At 50.3% G+C, this 16,173-nt stretch carries 15 protein-coding genes; 5 read left to right on the plus strand and 10 right to left on the minus strand.

The features are described from left to right. The first annotated feature begins 103 nt into the window (after window positions 1–103). The 5 genes from rho (at window position 104) to murA (ending at window position 5,158) form a co-directional block, all read left to right on the plus strand. Window positions 104–1,354, plus strand: coding sequence for a transcription termination factor Rho (gene rho / locus BLQ17_RS05835; RefSeq protein WP_092220728.1), 1,251 nt, complete (start codon window positions 104–106; stop codon window positions 1,352–1,354). Between the two features lie 152 nt (window positions 1,355–1,506). Next, window positions 1,507–1,734, plus strand: a complete 228-nt coding sequence (gene rpmE / locus BLQ17_RS05840) for a 50S ribosomal protein L31 (RefSeq protein WP_092220730.1) — start codon at window positions 1,507–1,509, stop codon at window positions 1,732–1,734. A 112-nt stretch (window positions 1,735–1,846) separates the two neighbouring features. Beyond that, the gene (gene prfA, locus BLQ17_RS05845) at window positions 1,847–2,917 is read left to right on the plus strand and encodes a peptide chain release factor 1 (RefSeq protein ID WP_092220732.1); all 1,071 of its coding nucleotides are present in this window, start codon (window positions 1,847–1,849) and stop codon (window positions 2,915–2,917) included. A 49-nt stretch (window positions 2,918–2,966) separates the two neighbouring features. Then, on the plus strand, window positions 2,967–3,851 hold the full coding sequence (gene prmC, locus BLQ17_RS05850; RefSeq protein ID WP_092220734.1) for a peptide chain release factor N(5)-glutamine methyltransferase: 885 nt from the start codon (window positions 2,967–2,969) through the stop codon (window positions 3,849–3,851). Between the two features lie 20 nt (window positions 3,852–3,871). Further along, on the plus strand, window positions 3,872–5,158 hold the full coding sequence (murA, locus tag BLQ17_RS05855; protein ID WP_092220735.1) for a UDP-N-acetylglucosamine 1-carboxyvinyltransferase: 1,287 nt from the start codon (window positions 3,872–3,874) through the stop codon (window positions 5,156–5,158). A 22-nt stretch (window positions 5,159–5,180) separates the two neighbouring features. Here the strand turns inward: murA and BLQ17_RS05860 are convergent, their stop codons facing one another. The 10 genes from BLQ17_RS05860 to BLQ17_RS05900 form a co-directional block, all read right to left on the minus strand. Further along, a complete protein-coding gene (locus tag BLQ17_RS05860; protein WP_092220737.1) occupies window positions 5,181–6,902 on the minus strand; it encodes a two-component system sensor histidine kinase NtrB in 1,722 nt (573 codons plus the stop codon). A gap of 5 nt (window positions 6,903–6,907) precedes the next feature. Next, entirely contained in the window at window positions 6,908–8,296 is a 1,389-nt protein-coding gene (locus BLQ17_RS05865) for a sigma-54-dependent transcriptional regulator (protein WP_092220738.1), read from the minus strand. Between the two features lie 331 nt (window positions 8,297–8,627). Continuing rightward, window positions 8,628–9,290, minus strand: coding sequence for a hypothetical protein (locus BLQ17_RS05870; protein WP_092220740.1), 663 nt, complete (start codon window positions 9,288–9,290; stop codon window positions 8,628–8,630). 210 nt (window positions 9,291–9,500) lie between these two features. Further along, entirely contained in the window at window positions 9,501–10,256 is a 756-nt protein-coding gene (locus BLQ17_RS05875; protein WP_092220742.1) for an ATP-binding protein, read from the minus strand. A gap of 212 nt (window positions 10,257–10,468) precedes the next feature. Further along, complete coding sequence (locus BLQ17_RS05880) at window positions 10,469–11,404, minus strand: CoB--CoM heterodisulfide reductase iron-sulfur subunit B family protein (RefSeq protein ID WP_092220744.1); 936 nt, start codon at window positions 11,402–11,404, stop codon at window positions 10,469–10,471. After that, window positions 11,401–13,122: a 4Fe-4S dicluster domain-containing protein gene (locus tag BLQ17_RS05885; RefSeq protein WP_092220746.1), complete on the minus strand. Its 1,722-nt coding sequence runs from the start codon at window positions 13,120–13,122 to the stop codon at window positions 11,401–11,403. The genes BLQ17_RS05880 and BLQ17_RS05885 overlap by 4 nt, the downstream gene beginning before the upstream one ends. Before the next feature lie 141 nt (window positions 13,123–13,263). After that, window positions 13,264–13,404, minus strand: a complete 141-nt coding sequence (locus tag BLQ17_RS22500) for a hypothetical protein (protein ID WP_176761104.1) — start codon at window positions 13,402–13,404, stop codon at window positions 13,264–13,266. 142 nt (window positions 13,405–13,546) lie between these two features. After that, window positions 13,547–15,082, minus strand: coding sequence for a PAS domain-containing sensor histidine kinase (locus tag BLQ17_RS05890; RefSeq protein WP_092220748.1), 1,536 nt, complete (start codon window positions 15,080–15,082; stop codon window positions 13,547–13,549). A 76-nt stretch (window positions 15,083–15,158) separates the two neighbouring features. Next, entirely contained in the window at window positions 15,159–15,668 is a 510-nt protein-coding gene (locus tag BLQ17_RS05895) for a hypothetical protein (protein WP_092220750.1), read from the minus strand. A gap of 11 nt (window positions 15,669–15,679) precedes the next feature. Then, window positions 15,680–16,117, minus strand: coding sequence for a hypothetical protein (locus BLQ17_RS05900; RefSeq protein WP_143005445.1), 438 nt, complete (start codon window positions 16,115–16,117; stop codon window positions 15,680–15,682). Window positions 16,118–16,173 lie beyond the last annotated feature (56 nt).

Below are 16,173 nucleotides of genomic sequence, written 5' to 3' on the forward strand. Positions count from 1 at the left end.
CAAGCGGCCGTTTTTGTTTTTGCCTGCTCTGGCAGCAACGGACAAAAGGTCTTTATAATTTTTTTTATTACTGCCAATAATCCGAGAAAGGAGATGTAGATTAATGAATCTGGCGGAACTGAAACTGATGAAAATCGGTGAACTGGTGCAGCTTGCCCGTGAGTTAAAGGTAGAAGGGTACAGTGCCTTGCGCAAGCAGGAACTCATTTTTGCAATACTGAAAGCACAGTCCGTAAAAGATGGCAAAATGCGTGGGAGTGGTGTCCTTGAGATACTGCCCGACGGATTTGGGTTTCTTCGGGCGCCTGATTACAACTACCTGCCGGGGCCGGACGATATCTATGTGTCTCCTTCTCAAATCCGCCGTTTAAGTCTTAGGACCGGAGACACCATTGAAGGGTTGGTGCGTTCACCAAAGGAAGGTGAGAGATACTTCGCTCTGCTTAAAGTGGACAGTGTTAACTTTGATCCTCCAGAGGCTGCGAAACAAAAGACTCTTTTTGGCAACCTGACGCCGTTGCATCCCAACGAGGCGTTTAATCTCGAATGGCAGCCGGATAACATATCCATGCGTGTTATGGATATGTTCGCACCCATCGGCAAAGGGCAGCGTGGTCTTATCGTGGCGCCCCCGAGGACAGGGAAGACCGTGCTTATGCAGAAAATCGCCAATTCGATTGTCAGAAACCATAAGGAAGTGTTTCTGATCGTTCTGCTCATTGACGAAAGGCCCGAGGAGGTAACCGAGATGACAAGGACAGTCCGGACCGCCGAAGTCGTCAGTTCAACCTTCGACGAGCCTCCCCAGCGCCATATCCAGGTTGCCGAAATGGTAATTGAAAAAGCCAAGCGGCTGGTTGAGCATAAAAAGGATGTGGTCATCCTGCTCGACTCTATAACACGGCTTGCACGGGCCTACAATACGGTTACCCCGGCGAGCGGCAAGATTTTATCCGGTGGAGTTGAGGCCAATGCGCTGCACAGGCCGAAGCGCTTTTTCGGTGCAGCTCGGAATATTGAAGAGGGAGGAAGCCTCACCATCCTGGCCACGGCCCTCATTGAGACCGGCAGCCGGATGGACGAGGTTATTTTCGAGGAATTCAAGGGAACCGGAAATATGGAGCTGGTTCTTGACCGAAAGATGGCTGACAAAAGAATATTTCCCGCCATCGATCTCAAGCGCAGTGGAACCCGTAAGGAAGATCTGCTCACTAAACCGGCCGCGCTCAACAGGATATGGATTCTCAGAAAATTGCTCAGCTCTATGAATCCTGCGGACTGCATGGATTTTCTCATTGACAAACTGAAGCACCAGAAGACAAATGCGGATTTCCTGGACTCCATGAACGGCTGAGTCCGGTAACCCAGTAAAGGTTGGTTGGCAACTGTTTTTAGTTGAAAAAAAACGTAATTGGGGTAATATAACGCTCTTGTGTTCTGCCAGATTTGTATTTAACTATATAAAATAAACATCACATAACCCTGTGTGTTGGAGGAATAATAACTATGAAAGAAGGAATTCATCCCGAATATCACAAGATTAAGGCGGTCTGTGCCTGCGGCAACGAGGTGGAGCTCGGTTCCGTTATGAGTGAGATCAAGGTCGAAATCTGTTCTGCATGCCATCCGTTTTTCACAGGCAAGCAGAAACTTGTTGATACCGCCGGTAGGATCGAGAAGTTCAAGCAGCGTTACGCAAAGCACTATGCCAAGATGGAGGAAAAAAAGGGGTAATCTCTTTTTTATCTTCATTCTTCCGGCTCTGTTGTTTTTTTTTGTTATGTCCACAGCGATGCGTGCCATGGTTGTGGACATTTTTCTTTTTTTCCGGTCCTGGTGAACGAAAATGTATGAAAAATTTGCGGATCTAGAAGACAGGATAGCTGATCTGGAAGGACGGTTGTCCGATCCGGCCCTGGTGAGTAATCAAAAGAAATACCAGGAGGTTGTAAGAGAGCACGCGCACCTGTCCAAGATCAACGTCAAATATGTTGCTTACCAGAAAGTGCAGCAGGAAATAAAAGATAATAACGCCATCTTGCGGGATGAAAATGAGGATCCCGAGATTAAGGAACTGGCGCGGGCCGAGCTTGATGAACTTGCACAAAAAAAAGAGCGCCTGGACCATGAACTGAAGATTATTCTGCTGCCCAAGGATCCCAACGATGAGAAGAATATCTTTCTTGAAATAAGAGCGGGAACCGGGGGGGACGAAGCAGCTCTTTTTGCCGGAGACCTGTTTAGAATGTACAGCAGGTTTGCCGAATCGATGGGATGGCGGGTTGAGGTTATGAGTTCCAACCCGATCGGGATCGGTGGCTATAAAGAAATTATCGGTCTTATCAGCGGTGATAAGGTGTACTCCAAGCTCAAGTATGAAAGCGGGGTCCACAGGGTGCAGAGGGTGCCGGAAACCGAAACCCAGGGAAGGGTTCACACCTCGGCGGTGACTGTAGCTATTTTGCCAGAGGCGGACGAGGTCGATTTGGAGATCGACATGAACGAACTCAAGTTCGATGTCTTCCGTTCCTCAGGACCCGGTGGCCAATCGGTAAACACCACCGATTCCGCGGTGCGGGTAACACATCTGCCTACCGGGCTGGTGGTGACATGTCAGGATGAAAAGTCCCAGCATAAAAACAAGGCAAAAGCCTTGACTGTACTCCGTGCCAGACTGCTTGACCAGATAGAACAGGAACGACACGACAAGATCAGTCAGGACCGAAAGAGTCAGGTCGGCAGCGGCGACAGAAGTGAACGGATCAGAACCTACAACTACCCGCAGGGGAGAATCACCGATCACCGGATTAACCTCACTTTGTATAAGCTGGATACGGTTATTGCAGGAAAACTCGACGAGGTTATTTACCCCTTGATCGCGCACGATCAGGCGGAAAAACTTAAAACTCTGCAATGATCGGTGGGCGTTGTCTAGTGTAAGGTTTCGCTGCTGAGCTTAGTCTGAGATGGCCGGAATATGCTTTAACGAGCTTCTTGCAAAAGGAGTGAAAAAACTCTCGCAGGCGGGAATTAAGGAGTCGCTTATCGACGCCAGGCTGCTGCTTGAAGAGGCGTCGGGAAAGAGCTGGACGGAGTTGCTTGTACATGGCACCTCACAGGCCTCCTCAGCCGTGGCTGAGGCCTACCTCACCTTTATCAAGCGCCGCATCCAGAGAGAGCCTGTCGCCTACATTATCGGCGAATGGGAATTCTGGTCCCTGCCTTTTTATGTTTGTCCGGATGTGCTGATTCCGCGCCAGGAAACTGAGTTTCTTCTTGAAACGGTACTGAAGCATAACAGTCACCTGCCAGGGGTTGTTGACGGACCAATCCTCGACCTGTGCTGCGGCAGTGGAATCATAGGGGTTGTCCTGGCCCGGGAACTTCAAAAAAAAATAATCGCGCTGGATATATCGAGAGCTGCGCTGAAGGTTGCAGGGAAAAATGTTACGAGACATAACCTGCAGGACAGAATTCTGCTGGTTCAGGGTGACTTGCTTGAACCCTTCGGGTCGTCTCATCAATTCTCCCTGATCGTTGCCAATCCGCCTTATGTCAGTAACGATGACGTTCGGCACAACCTCCAGCCGGAAGTGTGTCGCTACGAACCGCACCTGGCGCTTGACGGCGGTCACCTGGGAATGGAATTAATCGACAGAATCTTTAGCGGATTGCCCCGTGTCCTGCAGCGTGGTGGCCACTTCTTTATGGAATTCGGGGCCGATCAGGGTGATTTTACCAGGAAACTTTTTAATACCAGGTTGAAGGGAACAGAAGGTTTTGAGACCCTGACCATTCTGCAGGACTACTCAGGCCGGGATCGTGTGGTTCACATCAGCAGGACGACTTAAAAATATTACGGAGCGATGTTATGGAAAAACTCGTCATTGAGGGCGGGATACCTCTTAAGGGTGAAGTAAGGATAAGCGGTGCCAAAAATGCTGCTCTGCCGCTGATGGCAGCAACCCTGCTTGCTCCCGGGCTGCACAGATTAACGAATGTCCCGGATCTTCGCGATACCAGAACTTTTATCCGTTTACTGGAGAACCTCGGGGTCAGGAGCAGCTGGGAGGGGACAACTACTCTGCTCCTCGATACAACATATGTCTCTCAGACCGAGGCGTCCTATGAGCTGGTAAAGACCATGCGGGCCTCCGTTCTTGTTCTCGGCCCGCTGGTGGCAAGGTTCGGCAGGGCGCGTGTTTCACTCCCAGGCGGCTGTGCCATCGGCGCAAGGCCTATTAATTTTCACATCATGGGGCTTGAACGGCTCGGGGTCTCCTGTCGGCTCGAAAGTGGATATGTTGATGCCAGCGTGGATGGACGGATGAACGGAAACGTGATTTATTTTGACGTCCCTTCGGTCACCGGAACAGAAAACCTGCTGATGGCGGCAGTTCTCGCCAAAGGAGTCACCGTACTCAAAAACGCCGCCCGAGAGCCGGAGATCGGCAATCTTGTCGATATGCTGACCACCATGGGGGCTCGGATTGAAGGTCGGGGAAGTGACAGGCTGACGATTTACGGGGTGGACGAACTTTCTCCTGCAGATTGCGCAATTATCCCCGACCGTATTGAAGCAGGTACCTATCTTATAGCCATAGCAGCTTCCGGCGGCAGCGGGACAATTACCAACTGTATTCCGGCCCACCTGCCGTCTCTGCTTGAAAAATTGCGACTGGCGGGGCTTGTGGTGCAGGAGGGGGAGTCTTCGATATCCATACGCTTTCCGGAAAAATTACAAGGGGAACTGCAGCTCAGGGGCGTCGACATCAAGACCATGCCCTATCCCGGTTATCCGACTGATCTGCAGGCGCAGTTCATGGCGCTTATGACCCTTTGCTCCGGGGTGTGCGTCATAAATGAGACCATCTTTGAAAATCGGTTTATGCATATTGCCGAGCTGCAGCGGCTTGGTGCTGATATAAAAATCGACGGCAACTCTGCAGTGGTAACCGGGAAAAACATGAACGGCCTCAGAGGGGCACAGGTCATGGCAACCGATCTTCGCGCAAGCTCCTCCCTGGTTATTGCGGGACTTGCAGCGAGTGGCAGGACCGATATCTCCCGGATTTATCATCTGGAACGGGGGTATGAGAAGTTGGTCGATAAACTAACCGGCCTGGGGGCTCGGGTCTGGAAAGAGCAGGAACAATAACAGCGTTCATAACATATCGGAATCAGGAGTCGATTTCCGGTATCGGCAGTTTCACGGTAAAAAGAGCACCGGAGTTACCCTCTGGGTTCATCAAGCCGTCATTGCTTACCTCAACCGTCCCCTGATGGGCCTCGACAATCTGTCGCACAATGGCCAGACCAAGACCGGTGCCTTCGACCCTGGTGGTCCAGAACGGATCGAAAACCTTGTCCAGTCCGTCGTGTGCTATTCCCGTGCCGTTATCCGCGACCGATATTTCAAGCATCTCGGAGTTGTCGGCAGTTGTTATCTCCTTGCTGCAGACGTGGATTCTTTCGCTACCCTGCGGACAGAACAACATGGAATTCTGCATGAGATGGCTCAGGACAGTGAACAGCTGGTTCTGATCACCCCAGACGTCCAGGGCTGGCTTGAAATTGTGAGAGACCTTGACGGTTTGTGACCAGTTGGGATTGATCTGCAGGACCTCGATAACTTCTTCGAGACATCCGGCAAGGGAGAACCATTGACAGGAGATATTCTCCGGTCTTGAGAATTTCAGAAAATCCCCGATCCTGTTGTTCAACCTTTCCGCTTCACGAACAATTATCTGTGCCAGCTCATGATTGGTGCCGTCTTGTTCCGCCGGTGAGAATTCGTCGACAAGAACCTGCGCCGATCCGGAAATCGCCGTGAGAGGATTGCGGAAATCGTGCGCTATTGATGCGCTCATCATGCCTATTGCTGCGAGTTTTTCCTTCTGTCTTGCCTGCTTTTCCATCGACTCGATTTGGTCGACGTCCCGCAGGTTGATGATCATGTCGGGTCGCGTGGCATTGTCTGATCTATTGTCGCCGGAATGTATTTCTATGCAGGTGTAGCCGATACGGATTATTCCGGTATCTTTAACGAAGTCGATGGTATGGCGTATTTTTTTGGTGTCGAGATCGATCCCGGGAATCACCTGGTAAATATTTTTTCCCGGAAGGGTCGATGGATTTAATCCGGTGATTTTTTCTATGGCGTTGTTGGCCGAGGTGATGACCCCATCACCATCAACGGAAAAAATACCTGACGCGATGTTGTCAATGATCTGCTTGTTGATAGTGGTCAGCCTGTTGAGCTCTTTTTTGGAATCCTTCAGGGCAATTTCTGCCGACTGCAAACGTTTGCCGAATATCCTGCTGAGAAACGCCGCAAGGAAGGCGGTTAACCCGTGAATGGCAAAACCGTTTAATCCCGTTGTGATATCAATTGTCGTATGGCCGCTCTTGGTATCAGGGAGTAAGGGAAGCAACGCATGAAGATCAAGGGCCAGAAGCAACCCGTACTCAAGAGTTACCGCAGCTGCAGCAAAAAGGCCGCCCCGGTAGGGAAGGAGAAGGCCGCCGGCTATGATGGGAAAGAAATAGACCGAGGTGAGTGTCGTGTTTACCGACCCGGAAAAAAAAATCAACAACGAGGCGAAAACGGTATCAAGGAAGATCTGCAAGTAGCAGAATTGAATCAGGTTTTTCTCACCGGAAAGCAGCGAATAGGAAGAGAAACAACTGGCGGTGACCACTATGATAAGGAGGTACAAGAGAAAATCCTGTCTGATAAAGTAAATGGCAGACAGAGGTGACTCCTGGAAAAAAGAGGAAAAAACCAGCAGCAGCGTATAGAGGATGACCCTGAGCAGAAGCACCCACAGCAGCTGGTTGCGAAATAATCTGTCGACGTCTTCGTCCTGCCGACCCTTGTTGTTGAGGAAGGATAAGAGCATTAAGATCAGGGCAGGCCGTATTTTTTGACTTTATAGCGCAACGAGCGGAAACTTATCTTCAGCAGGTCGGCGGCCTTCATCTTCGAGTTGTTGGTCCTTGCAAGAGCATGGGAGATAAGACGTTTTTCAAGATTGGCGATTACTTTTTCAATACCGAGTTCATAGAGCTGTTCTTCGTTGTCGGCGGCCCTAAGCAGAGTCTCATGTTCCCAGGGTTCCGCTGTTCCATGGTTGAGTGTGCTGGAGATATTTCCAGCAAAAGAAAGACTTTCCGGGAGTATGATATTGGAGCTTTCAAGGGCAACCCCTCTTTCAATGATATTTTCCAGTTCCCGGACATTTCCCGGGAAGTCGTAATTCATCAGTACCTGCAAGGCGTATGATGAAATTTCCTGGATTTCCTTTCCCAGCAGTTGTGAATATTTCTTGAGAAAGTATTCGACCAGCAGCGGAACATCGTTTTTTCGTTCGCGAAGCGGAGGGACCCGAAGCGGAACCACCGCCAGTCTATAGAAGAGATCTTTACGGAAATTGCCGTTTTCAATCTCCTCTTCAAGAATTCTGTTTGTCGCCGCGATAATACGGACGTTGATTCTACTGGTCGTTGTTCCTCCCACCGGTTTGATTTCACGTTCCTGCAGCACGCGCAGCAGTTTTGTTTGTATTATCGGCGTAAGCTCACCAATTTCATCAAGGAAGGCGGTGCCGTTGTCCGCCTCGTGAAAAAGTCCGGGTTTGTCGCTTATGGCCCCGGTGAAAGATCCTTTTACATGGCCGAACAATTCGCTTTCCATGAGATCTTCAGGGATTGCGCTGCAGGTTATTGGAATAAATTTTTCTTTGGCGACATTGCTGTTTTTATGGATAGCCTTGGCCACAAGCTCTTTTCCCGTACCGGATTCACCGTAGATAAGCACGTTTGCTGGAGTTGGTGCAACACGCTTTATCATGTCGAAAATTTTTAGCATTTCACGACTCTTGCCGATGATCTCCGGAAAACTGTCGCCAAGCTCAGATGGATTTCTCTCAGGAGCGCACTTGTTGGTAGCGGATCTTATCACCGATTTGATCTCATCGACATTGAAAGGCTTGCTGATATAGTCAAATGCGCCGTTTTTCATCGCCATTACGGCATCGTCGGGAGAGGCAAAGGCGGTAATCATGATAACCGGAAGTTCAGGAGAGCCGAGCTTGATTGCCTCAAGCAGCTCAATACCGTTCATTCCGGGCATTCTGATGTCGCTCACAACAACATCGGGGTGGCGAGAGGTGAGGATATCAAGCGCTTCAGCTCCTTTTGCAGCCGTTATAACTTCGTGCCCTTCCTTTTGCAGAAGAATCTTCAGAAAGTCACGCATACTGCGTTCATCATCGACGACAAGTACTGACGACATAACCACCTTGGCTTAAGTAGAGTGTTGAAGGTAAAACGTATCTCCCCGAAATTTCCGTGAATAATTTTATCGCAAGGGACTGTCTCGTTGAATCACAACGTACAGCGCGGACTATTCGGGTGAAAGGAGCGAAAATATTCCGGTGAAAACCTACAGGCAGATAATATCTTACTCTTGGGCAAGAAACAAGAAAAGGAGTGGAACAAACGGAAATTCAGTACGGTTTTCTCATTGGCCAATGAGAAAAGCGATAAAGACCACCGATACGGAAAAAAGACAACCGCACCGGTGAATGAAACATCGGCTTTCGGTGTTTATGTTAAAGCCAGGATCAGTTGTTCAGCCGCTCGCCACTGATCTCGTCAAAGAGTGCTGCCGCGGTTTGGGTGTGCAGCGACCTCTTGACCTGTTGGCCAGTGTCGCCACCACTGTTTTGTTGATAGTTCGCCAGAGCCAACGCGTCCTGCAACACTGCGGATTCCTGTTGCAGGTTTTCAGCGGCTGATGCCGGTGGCTGCAAAAGGGTGTCAAGGGTGCGGCGCAGTTCGTCGGTTGCCCCGACATTTTTCAAGATGGTTGTTCTTACCTCGCCGGAAAGACCGTGCAGGTAAGCGCCGCAGAGAACGACCGCCATGTTTGCGCCTTCTTTTCTGGCGATATTTTCAGCAAATCTTGCTACGGTGGTGGTTGTTTTTATGCTTTTGAAGTCAGTATGATAATACCGTTTGACTTCCACGGCTACCTTGTCTTTGAGCAGGTCTTCGCGGGAGCCCAGGAAATCTTCCGGCAAAGTGCCGAGGCATTGCTCGGCGAATTGACAATAGGATGCACAGCCGAAATCCATTTTGGGGTTGACGAAACGGTGATCACAACCGGGACATTTTCTGGTGGTGTCATCCTTGTAGAACTCAACGAGTGCCCCGCATTGGGGACACTCTACGTCATAGATGGCGTCGTTGTTCCAGTACTGCATATCTTGCCCGGGACATTTCATTGATAACCTCCTTGGGGTCTGGGGTGCATTTCCTGTGTCTCAGGAGTACTATAAGCTCGATGTATGATAAGTATACCATTGGGTTGGCATCGAAGGTTTGACCTGGGTCAAAAGAGGAAAAATAGTGAAAGGATGGGCGGCACTGGAAAAATAGCAGGAGTACCAAACGGGTTGGTACTCCTGGGAAAACAGGGGACGACGCGGGGTTTATCAGGGACAGTATTGGGTCATAACCTCGGTTACGGCGACCACTGACGGTGAATTGTCGTCAAGCTCCATAAGCGAACGTCTTTCCATGTCAAATTCAAGAAGAGCCGGATCGTTGGGGATGATGCCACCCACGGGCAGACCGATTTCCTCAACTTCTTTAAGGAACTGGTCGCCGAGCTTCTCCGGACCTCGGGTCACGAGTATTGCAAGGTTCTTGACATCGAGCTTGAGGCTCTCGAGCATCGAGTTTATCCTGCGTACAGCGCGTAAACCTCTCAGGGAATAGTCGGTGACAAGAAAAAGCATGTCGACCTTGCCGCTTGTGCGCCGGCTCAGGTGCTCCATCCCCGCTTCGTTGTCGACCACCATGTACGCATAATGCGAGCTGAGCCTGTCGGTGAAGTTGTTCAGGATATTGTTGACCATGCAGTAGCATCCCTGGCCTTCCTGCCTGCCCATGACCAACAGATCGTAAGAAGGAGTTTCTATTATCGCCTGCTCAACCAGGGTCTCGAGATAGTTGACCTTGTCCATGCCGGAGGGGACCCCCTGGGGATCTTTCATGTAGGTTTCACGGATGTCGCCGATCGTGCTGGTAACACTGTGTCCGAGCGTTTCTCCAAGGTTGCTGTTGGGGTCAGCATCGACTGCCAGTATCGGTCCCTTGTCAACCTTGTTCATGTACCGCACCACCAGAGAAGCTACCGTGGTTTTGCCAACCCCGCCCTTTCCTGCAAAAGCAATTACTTTACTCATACAAATCTCCGTGAAAATTACGCTGCTGATCGAAGATCAGGCCGATTATTACATGTTCGTACGTATTCAAGTCTGTCTGAAGTTCTAGACCAATAGTAAACATCCTTTACAAAATGGAAAGAAAAAACCGCCCTGCTTATACATTTGCAGGGCGGCGGTGGATAACGGGTCCGGCCAACAACCGCCGGACAGCTGGTCTCATTGAAAGGTGGTCATGCACTGACGGGTGTCTTTTTTTTGCTCTTCTTTTTTTTCTTTTCCTCAACGGGACCCAGCAGGGCCTGCAGTTTAGTAATATCGGAGAAGTCTATGGTGCTGTTTTCCCTGATTCCCAGGCTCGATTGATCAAGTCCCATGCAGAGCCCAAGAAGCTGCGGATAGAGAAGCACCGGAAGCTGCTTTTTTATCTTTGCATCAGCCAACAGCCTTTGCTGGGCCGTGTCGAACTGGAGGTGACAGTAGGCGCAGACTGGGGTGATATATTCGGCACCGGCCAGCTGCGCTCCGGTTATTTTTTCACAGAGAAGCTTCTGGGAAAGTTCATCGTTGATACCGGCAAGGGCAGCCCCGCAGCATTCCATCCTTCCGGGCCAGTCAAGACTTGTGGCCCCGGTCAGGGCGAGGAGATCTTCTGAGATCCCGGGTACGAACGAATCGTCGAAACGGGTTATCTCCCGCGGACGGAGGATATGACAGCCGTGAATCAGGGATATTTTGAGGTCGGTAAACTGTTTCACCAGATTTTTTTTTATCGTGTCGACCCCGACATCCTGGTGGAGGACGGTGAGAAAATGTTTGACCTGGGTCTTGCCGGAGTAACTGAGTCCTTCCTTGCTGAGGAAAGATGTTAATTTTTCGGCAAGACCGGTGTCGGATTCCATGACGTTTTTGGCTTTTTGCAGACTAGCAAAGCAGCAGTTGCAGACCACCATGATATCCAGACCTCGCTGTTGGGCGATTGCAAGATTGCGCACCGAGGGCAGGATATAAGCCGTTTCGTCTACATTCCTGGCGGGATAACCGCAGCAGTTGAACTGGTCCACAATTTCCAGTTCAACGCCCAGCTTCTGCAGGACTCTCTTGGTGGATTCAGCGTACTGCTTGATTCGTATCGGGATGTTGCATCCTTGGAAAAATGCATATTTCATACGCTCGCTCCTGCTTCGAGTTTGTTGATGGCATCGTTTTTCAGGCCATAGAAAATATCACACAACTGCACTTCATTGGGACAATGCTCCTGGCACAGATAACATGTGGAGCAGCTCCAGATCATTTTTGATCCCATGGCGAGCTCCCTGTTTCCTATGCCAAGACTGTAGATAATCTGGTGGGGTAGCAATCCCAACTCCTCGGACGGGTTGTCAAAGCTCCTGACAACCGGGCAGATGTTGGTGCAGCGCCGGCATGAATAACACCCTCTGTAGGATTCATTGTTACCGCTTCCTGTCTGGCCAAGGTTGAGCGGACCACTGAAATCGGCGAGGCTCTTGAAACAGTCCTTAAACTGGTCGGTCACCTTTTTAAGGGCTTTGAGGTGGTCATCGACGAAATTGCCTGCCAGGGCAAGCGGAAAGGAGAAATGGCTGAGCAGGGCGGTCTCCGGTTTGCCGTTTTCCAGAAGAACGTATCTTGACCTTACGAAAAGTTCTTTAAGGTTGATCCCGGAAGGGCAGACTGTGGTACATCGATCACAGCTGGTGCAGATATACAAACCCTCTTGCAGCCGTTTGAGAGTTTGCCTGTCTATCGGCCTTCCGGCCGCAAGATTCTTGAGGTACTGCACCTTTTCCGACGGCAGTATGAAGTCGTTATCGAAATACTCGTAAAACATCGAGGATGAGCATTCGACGGTACAGGCGCCGCAGTGGGTACAGGCGGAAAGCCCGAGCATCTGAGTATTCAGACCGTTGGCCGGGGATGAGACCGTGTCGTTTGTCACCCGCTTGGTCAGCAGGCTCAGGGGGGCGGCGACAATGTGGAACATTTTGCCGAAAGGGAGCCAGGCAAGCAGGGTGAAGCACGCCAGGATATGCAGATAGTAGAAAAAACTGACCGCAGCGGCGTCACCCACCGACGAGAAAAAACCTCCGACGACTTTTGTTGCGGCAAAACCACCAAACGCCGAGCGGTTTGACGCGTGGCAGTCGATACAGTTGTAGCCGTTCTGCTCTTTGCCCGCGGCAACCAGCTCGGCGGATGGACTTTCGGCAAAGTTGGGAGAAACCAGGCCGTTTTGCGCGACCCAGTAAGCTTCAAGGGCAAGCGTCTCCTCTTCGTCCAGGGAGCCATACTCCTCGGTCATACGGGTAAAGGTAGAATATGAGGACATCTTGGTCCCCTCGAGAAAGAAACCGGATAAGATTATCGCCGCGATAATAACCAGGGCTGCCCAATCACCGGGGTAGTTCCTGAGCCTTTGCGGTTTGCTTGAAAACCTTCTGTAGATTGCGAGCGCAAGACCGGCAAGGACCATCACTCCGAACAGGTTTCGCAGAAAAAGAAATGGGTTCAGTGTGGGCTGGTAGTTAGCGAACAGGGAATCAGAAACAATTGCGCCAAGCGCGTGCATCAACAGCAGCAGGATAAAACCGGTAAAAATAAGAATGTGGGCAACCCAGCGGAGGTAGCTTTTATCAAAGGTGCGTTTTAAAAAGAGGAGATCGGCGAAAAAAGACTTTATGACAAGGAAAATCCTGGGGCCCAGAAGGGTAGACACCACGCCTTTAATCGCCGCACCGACCCTGCTTTCACTGAATGCGGGGGAGCCAGATGGGGCAATACCCTGGGAAAACCACGTTGAGAATCGAATAAATAATCCAATGAGACAGACAATTACAGATAAGCCAAGCAGTATATTGAAATTCATAGCTGTTTTTCTATACCCTCTGTTTTTTCCAATACCAGGAATATTTAGTTCGGTTTTCAGTTTATAGTTATCACGATATCATGGGACCCTCGGCGACGGGCGGTCAGCGATAACCATAAATGAAATTTGTCTTTTGGCCTTTTATCCTCCTGAAGAGCATTGGCGACTTCGCCAGTTGTTGGTGACGAGATGTTCACGGTCAGATTCCGGCGGCGATTCACGCCGGCAACCGACCTTCTGGTTCGGAGAAACGACGTTGTGGTGCAGCGTCGTATATGACATAACACACTCTTTTATCAAAGAGAAATATACCGTTTTTTCCTAACTGCGTCGAGCGATCATTTGCTTTTATATAAAAAAAATTGATTGTATTTATAGATAAAGGACCGGATTGGTGCAAAAAATATAAAGTTAGTAGGAACCTTCATCCGATGGACATGAAGTGAAATTCGTCCGATATCGGTTCTTCGGGAAATTCAAGCAGGATGACTGTGCCCTGGGGACCGGTCTCTTTTATTGAGATCTTGCCGTGGTTCTCTTCCATGATCCCGTAAGCCATGCTGAGGCCAAGTCCCGTACCCTTGCCCAGCTCCTTGGTGGTGAAAAACGGATCGAAAACCTTTGAAAGATGTTCCTCCGGAATTCCGGGGCCGGTGTCGGCTACCTCGATAAAGGCTTTGCCGGCTTGCCGGTCCCGGTAGGTTCTGATGGTGATGGTACCCTGGCCTTCCATGGCATCTATGGCATTGATTATGAGGTTGATAACCACCTGGCAGAGTTGATTCTTATCGGCATTGACCAGGATCTGGTAATCGTCCAGTTCCTTGACCACATCGATATTCATAAAGAGTTTCTGGTCGCGGATCAGTCTCAGGCTCTCGCCGACGAGGTTGTTGAGGTAAAAGACGTCTTTGGTCGGTCTCTTCTGACGACTGTAGGCAAGCAGGTTCTTGACGATTTCCTGACACCGCTCGGCGTCTTCCAGGATATAGTTGAGATTGCTGATCAAGGGGTGCTCATTGCCGAGTTTTTCACGCATGAGGTTGCCGTAGAGCAGAATTGAGGTCAGGGGATTGTTGATCTCATGGGCGACTCCGGCTGCCAGACGGCCCATTGAGGCCAGTTTTTCTGACTGGAAAAGCTGGCTCTCCGCTTCCTCGAGTTTTTTCTGCACCGCCTGTTTTTCGCGAAGATCGTTGTAGATAGCGGCTGATGCGGCCTCTTTGTCCTCTTCGTAGATAATAGCAGCAGTCATCTCAACTGGAATTTCTTCCTGGTTCTTGGTGAGGATCCTCACCTCGGTAGACGGTAACTTGCCTTTTTCCCCGATATTTTCGTCGCGCAGTTTCTTCATGATTTCCCTGGCAACGCCTTTAGGGTAGAAATCCTCTATATTGCAATGTTCGAGGTCGGCGGTGGAGTAGCCGAAAAGTCCCTCGGCAGCTTCGTTCATGAGTATTATCTTGCCGGTTTTGTCAGCTGCGATGATACCGCTGACGGAGCTTTGCACGACCTTGTCGATCATTTCCCTGACGTCGATATATTTTTTTTCCAGGACCTTGACCGCAGTGATATCACGCAAACTCTCGATTATGTACTTAACCTCCCCTTTTTCGTCGAACATGGGTGAGAATACCCGTTCCTCCCAGATATCTTCGCCTTTTCTGCTGATGTTTCTCTGGATAATCGACTGGGATTTCCCGGTGTTCAGCACCTGCTGCAGGGGACAGTCTATTTCATGACAGGAGAGATGCTTGACATTGTCGACCTTTTTAAAGGTCTCTTTACAGGTTTTCCCCAGGATATCATCACGAACGACTTCACTTCTTTCGTAAAATTTGGCATTTGCGGCAATTATGGTGCGGTCGGGGCGGAGCACCAGGGTGGGGAACGACAGGGAATCGAATACTTTCAGGCGCCAGTCTATTTCAATCGGGTCGAAGTTGTCGTTTTTGCTCATATCGGTACATGTGTGGGTGAAAACAAGTTATTCCTAAACTGTCTTTTTGCCGGTCACACGAACAGCTCCAGCAGTTTCATGAACGTTGTCTGTCCATGGGGGTGAGGAAGGTTCGGGTCAGGGTCTTTTTTGCCCTGTCTCCTTCACCGCCACGAAAAACCAGATACATGCTGGTGCCGGCACAACCGGTGATAAGTGGGGTGAGGTTGTGTCGGGCCAGCGAAGTCGCCGCCGCATCGGCGATACCGAAGCGGTCCTGAAAATGAGGGCCGTGCAGGTAGATGAGATCGACAGGCCATGTTTTCCTGCAGTGCAGCGACCGGGTGGCTGCCAAGCGGTTGACGGCCTCATCCAGGGTTTTTGCTGAACCCTTGTCCAGCAGCAGATGGAGGGAAATGACCTCTTCTCCCCTGTGGCAGGCAATAAATTCGAACCGTTTTATCCCGGCCTCCAGTGCAGCTATCTGCTGTCCCCAGAATTCCAGTTCTGACGGATCAAAAGTGAGCGTGGACAGCATAAGGTCGAACTTGTCTGAGATGCCGTAAACCTTGATCTGCTCTTCCCAATAGACGGCGATGGTTTCCATACACAGTCCCTTTATCTCGGAGGTTGTTTGAGTTGAAACTCCTGTCGGAAGGGGGCATGGTTTTGGGGGAGTTCGATAACGTCCAGGAGTTTCTCGACTATGCAATCGAGCTGGTTGAAGTCGGTAGTAAAGGCCAGAGCGGAGATGGATGTCACGCAGGTATAGACAGCCAGGTCATGTCTGGCCAGAGTGTTGATTATTCTGCCCAGTAGCCCGAGGCTGTTTCTGTGGGGAAACAGGGTCAAGAGCCCTATTCCACGAATTGTGGTTATATTTTTGGCTGAATAGGGAAGAAGGGTGATTATCTGGTCGACCTGCCCGGCGTCACTGTGGTCGACACAGAAATGCGTCGTGGTTTTATCTGTAACCGAATCTGAGCAGAGAAAAGGAATGTTGATGTTTTTTTCGGCGAGCCTCGTGAGAATTTTTTCTGCGGGCGGATCGCTCAAGTCTGTCCTGCGAACTGAGAATTGCACCAGTTCCTGACTGAACTTAATCCCGCCAA

The organism is Desulforhopalus singaporensis (assembly GCF_900104445.1).
In the GTDB taxonomy this organism is placed as follows: Bacteria; Desulfobacterota; Desulfobulbia; order Desulfobulbales; family Desulfocapsaceae; genus Desulforhopalus_A; species Desulforhopalus_A singaporensis.

Bases quoted from the DNA above. Each gene is read 5' to 3' on its own strand.
- BLQ17_RS05860 (WP_092220737.1), bottom strand. From the start codon at position 6,902: ATGCTCTTATCCTTCCTCAACAACAAGGGTCGGCAGGACGAAGACGTC.
- BLQ17_RS05895 (WP_092220750.1), bottom strand. From the start codon at position 15,668: ATGGAAACCATCGCCGTCTATTGGGAAGAGCAGATCAAGGTTTACGGC.
- rpmE (WP_092220730.1), top strand. From the start codon at position 1,507: ATGAAAGAAGGAATTCATCCCGAATATCACAAGATTAAGGCGGTCTGT.
- rho (WP_092220728.1), top strand. From the start codon at position 104: ATGAATCTGGCGGAACTGAAACTGATGAAAATCGGTGAACTGGTGCAG.
- prmC (WP_092220734.1), top strand. From the start codon at position 2,967: ATGGCCGGAATATGCTTTAACGAGCTTCTTGCAAAAGGAGTGAAAAAA.
- BLQ17_RS05880 (WP_092220744.1), bottom strand. From the start codon at position 11,404: ATGAAATATGCATTTTTCCAAGGATGCAACATCCCGATACGAATCAAG.
- BLQ17_RS05885 (WP_092220746.1), bottom strand. From the start codon at position 13,122: ATGAATTTCAATATACTGCTTGGCTTATCTGTAATTGTCTGTCTCATT.
- BLQ17_RS05870 (WP_092220740.1), bottom strand. From the start codon at position 9,290: ATGAAATGTCCCGGGCAAGATATGCAGTACTGGAACAACGACGCCATC.
- BLQ17_RS05875 (WP_092220742.1), bottom strand. From the start codon at position 10,256: ATGAGTAAAGTAATTGCTTTTGCAGGAAAGGGCGGGGTTGGCAAAACC.
- BLQ17_RS05865 (WP_092220738.1), bottom strand. From the start codon at position 8,296: ATGTCGTCAGTACTTGTCGTCGATGATGAACGCAGTATGCGTGACTTT.
- BLQ17_RS22500 (WP_176761104.1), bottom strand. From the start codon at position 13,404: ATGTCATATACGACGCTGCACCACAACGTCGTTTCTCCGAACCAGAAG.
- prfA (WP_092220732.1), top strand. From the start codon at position 1,847: ATGTATGAAAAATTTGCGGATCTAGAAGACAGGATAGCTGATCTGGAA.
- BLQ17_RS05890 (WP_092220748.1), bottom strand. From the start codon at position 15,082: ATGAGCAAAAACGACAACTTCGACCCGATTGAAATAGACTGGCGCCTG.
- murA (WP_092220735.1), top strand. From the start codon at position 3,872: ATGGAAAAACTCGTCATTGAGGGCGGGATACCTCTTAAGGGTGAAGTA.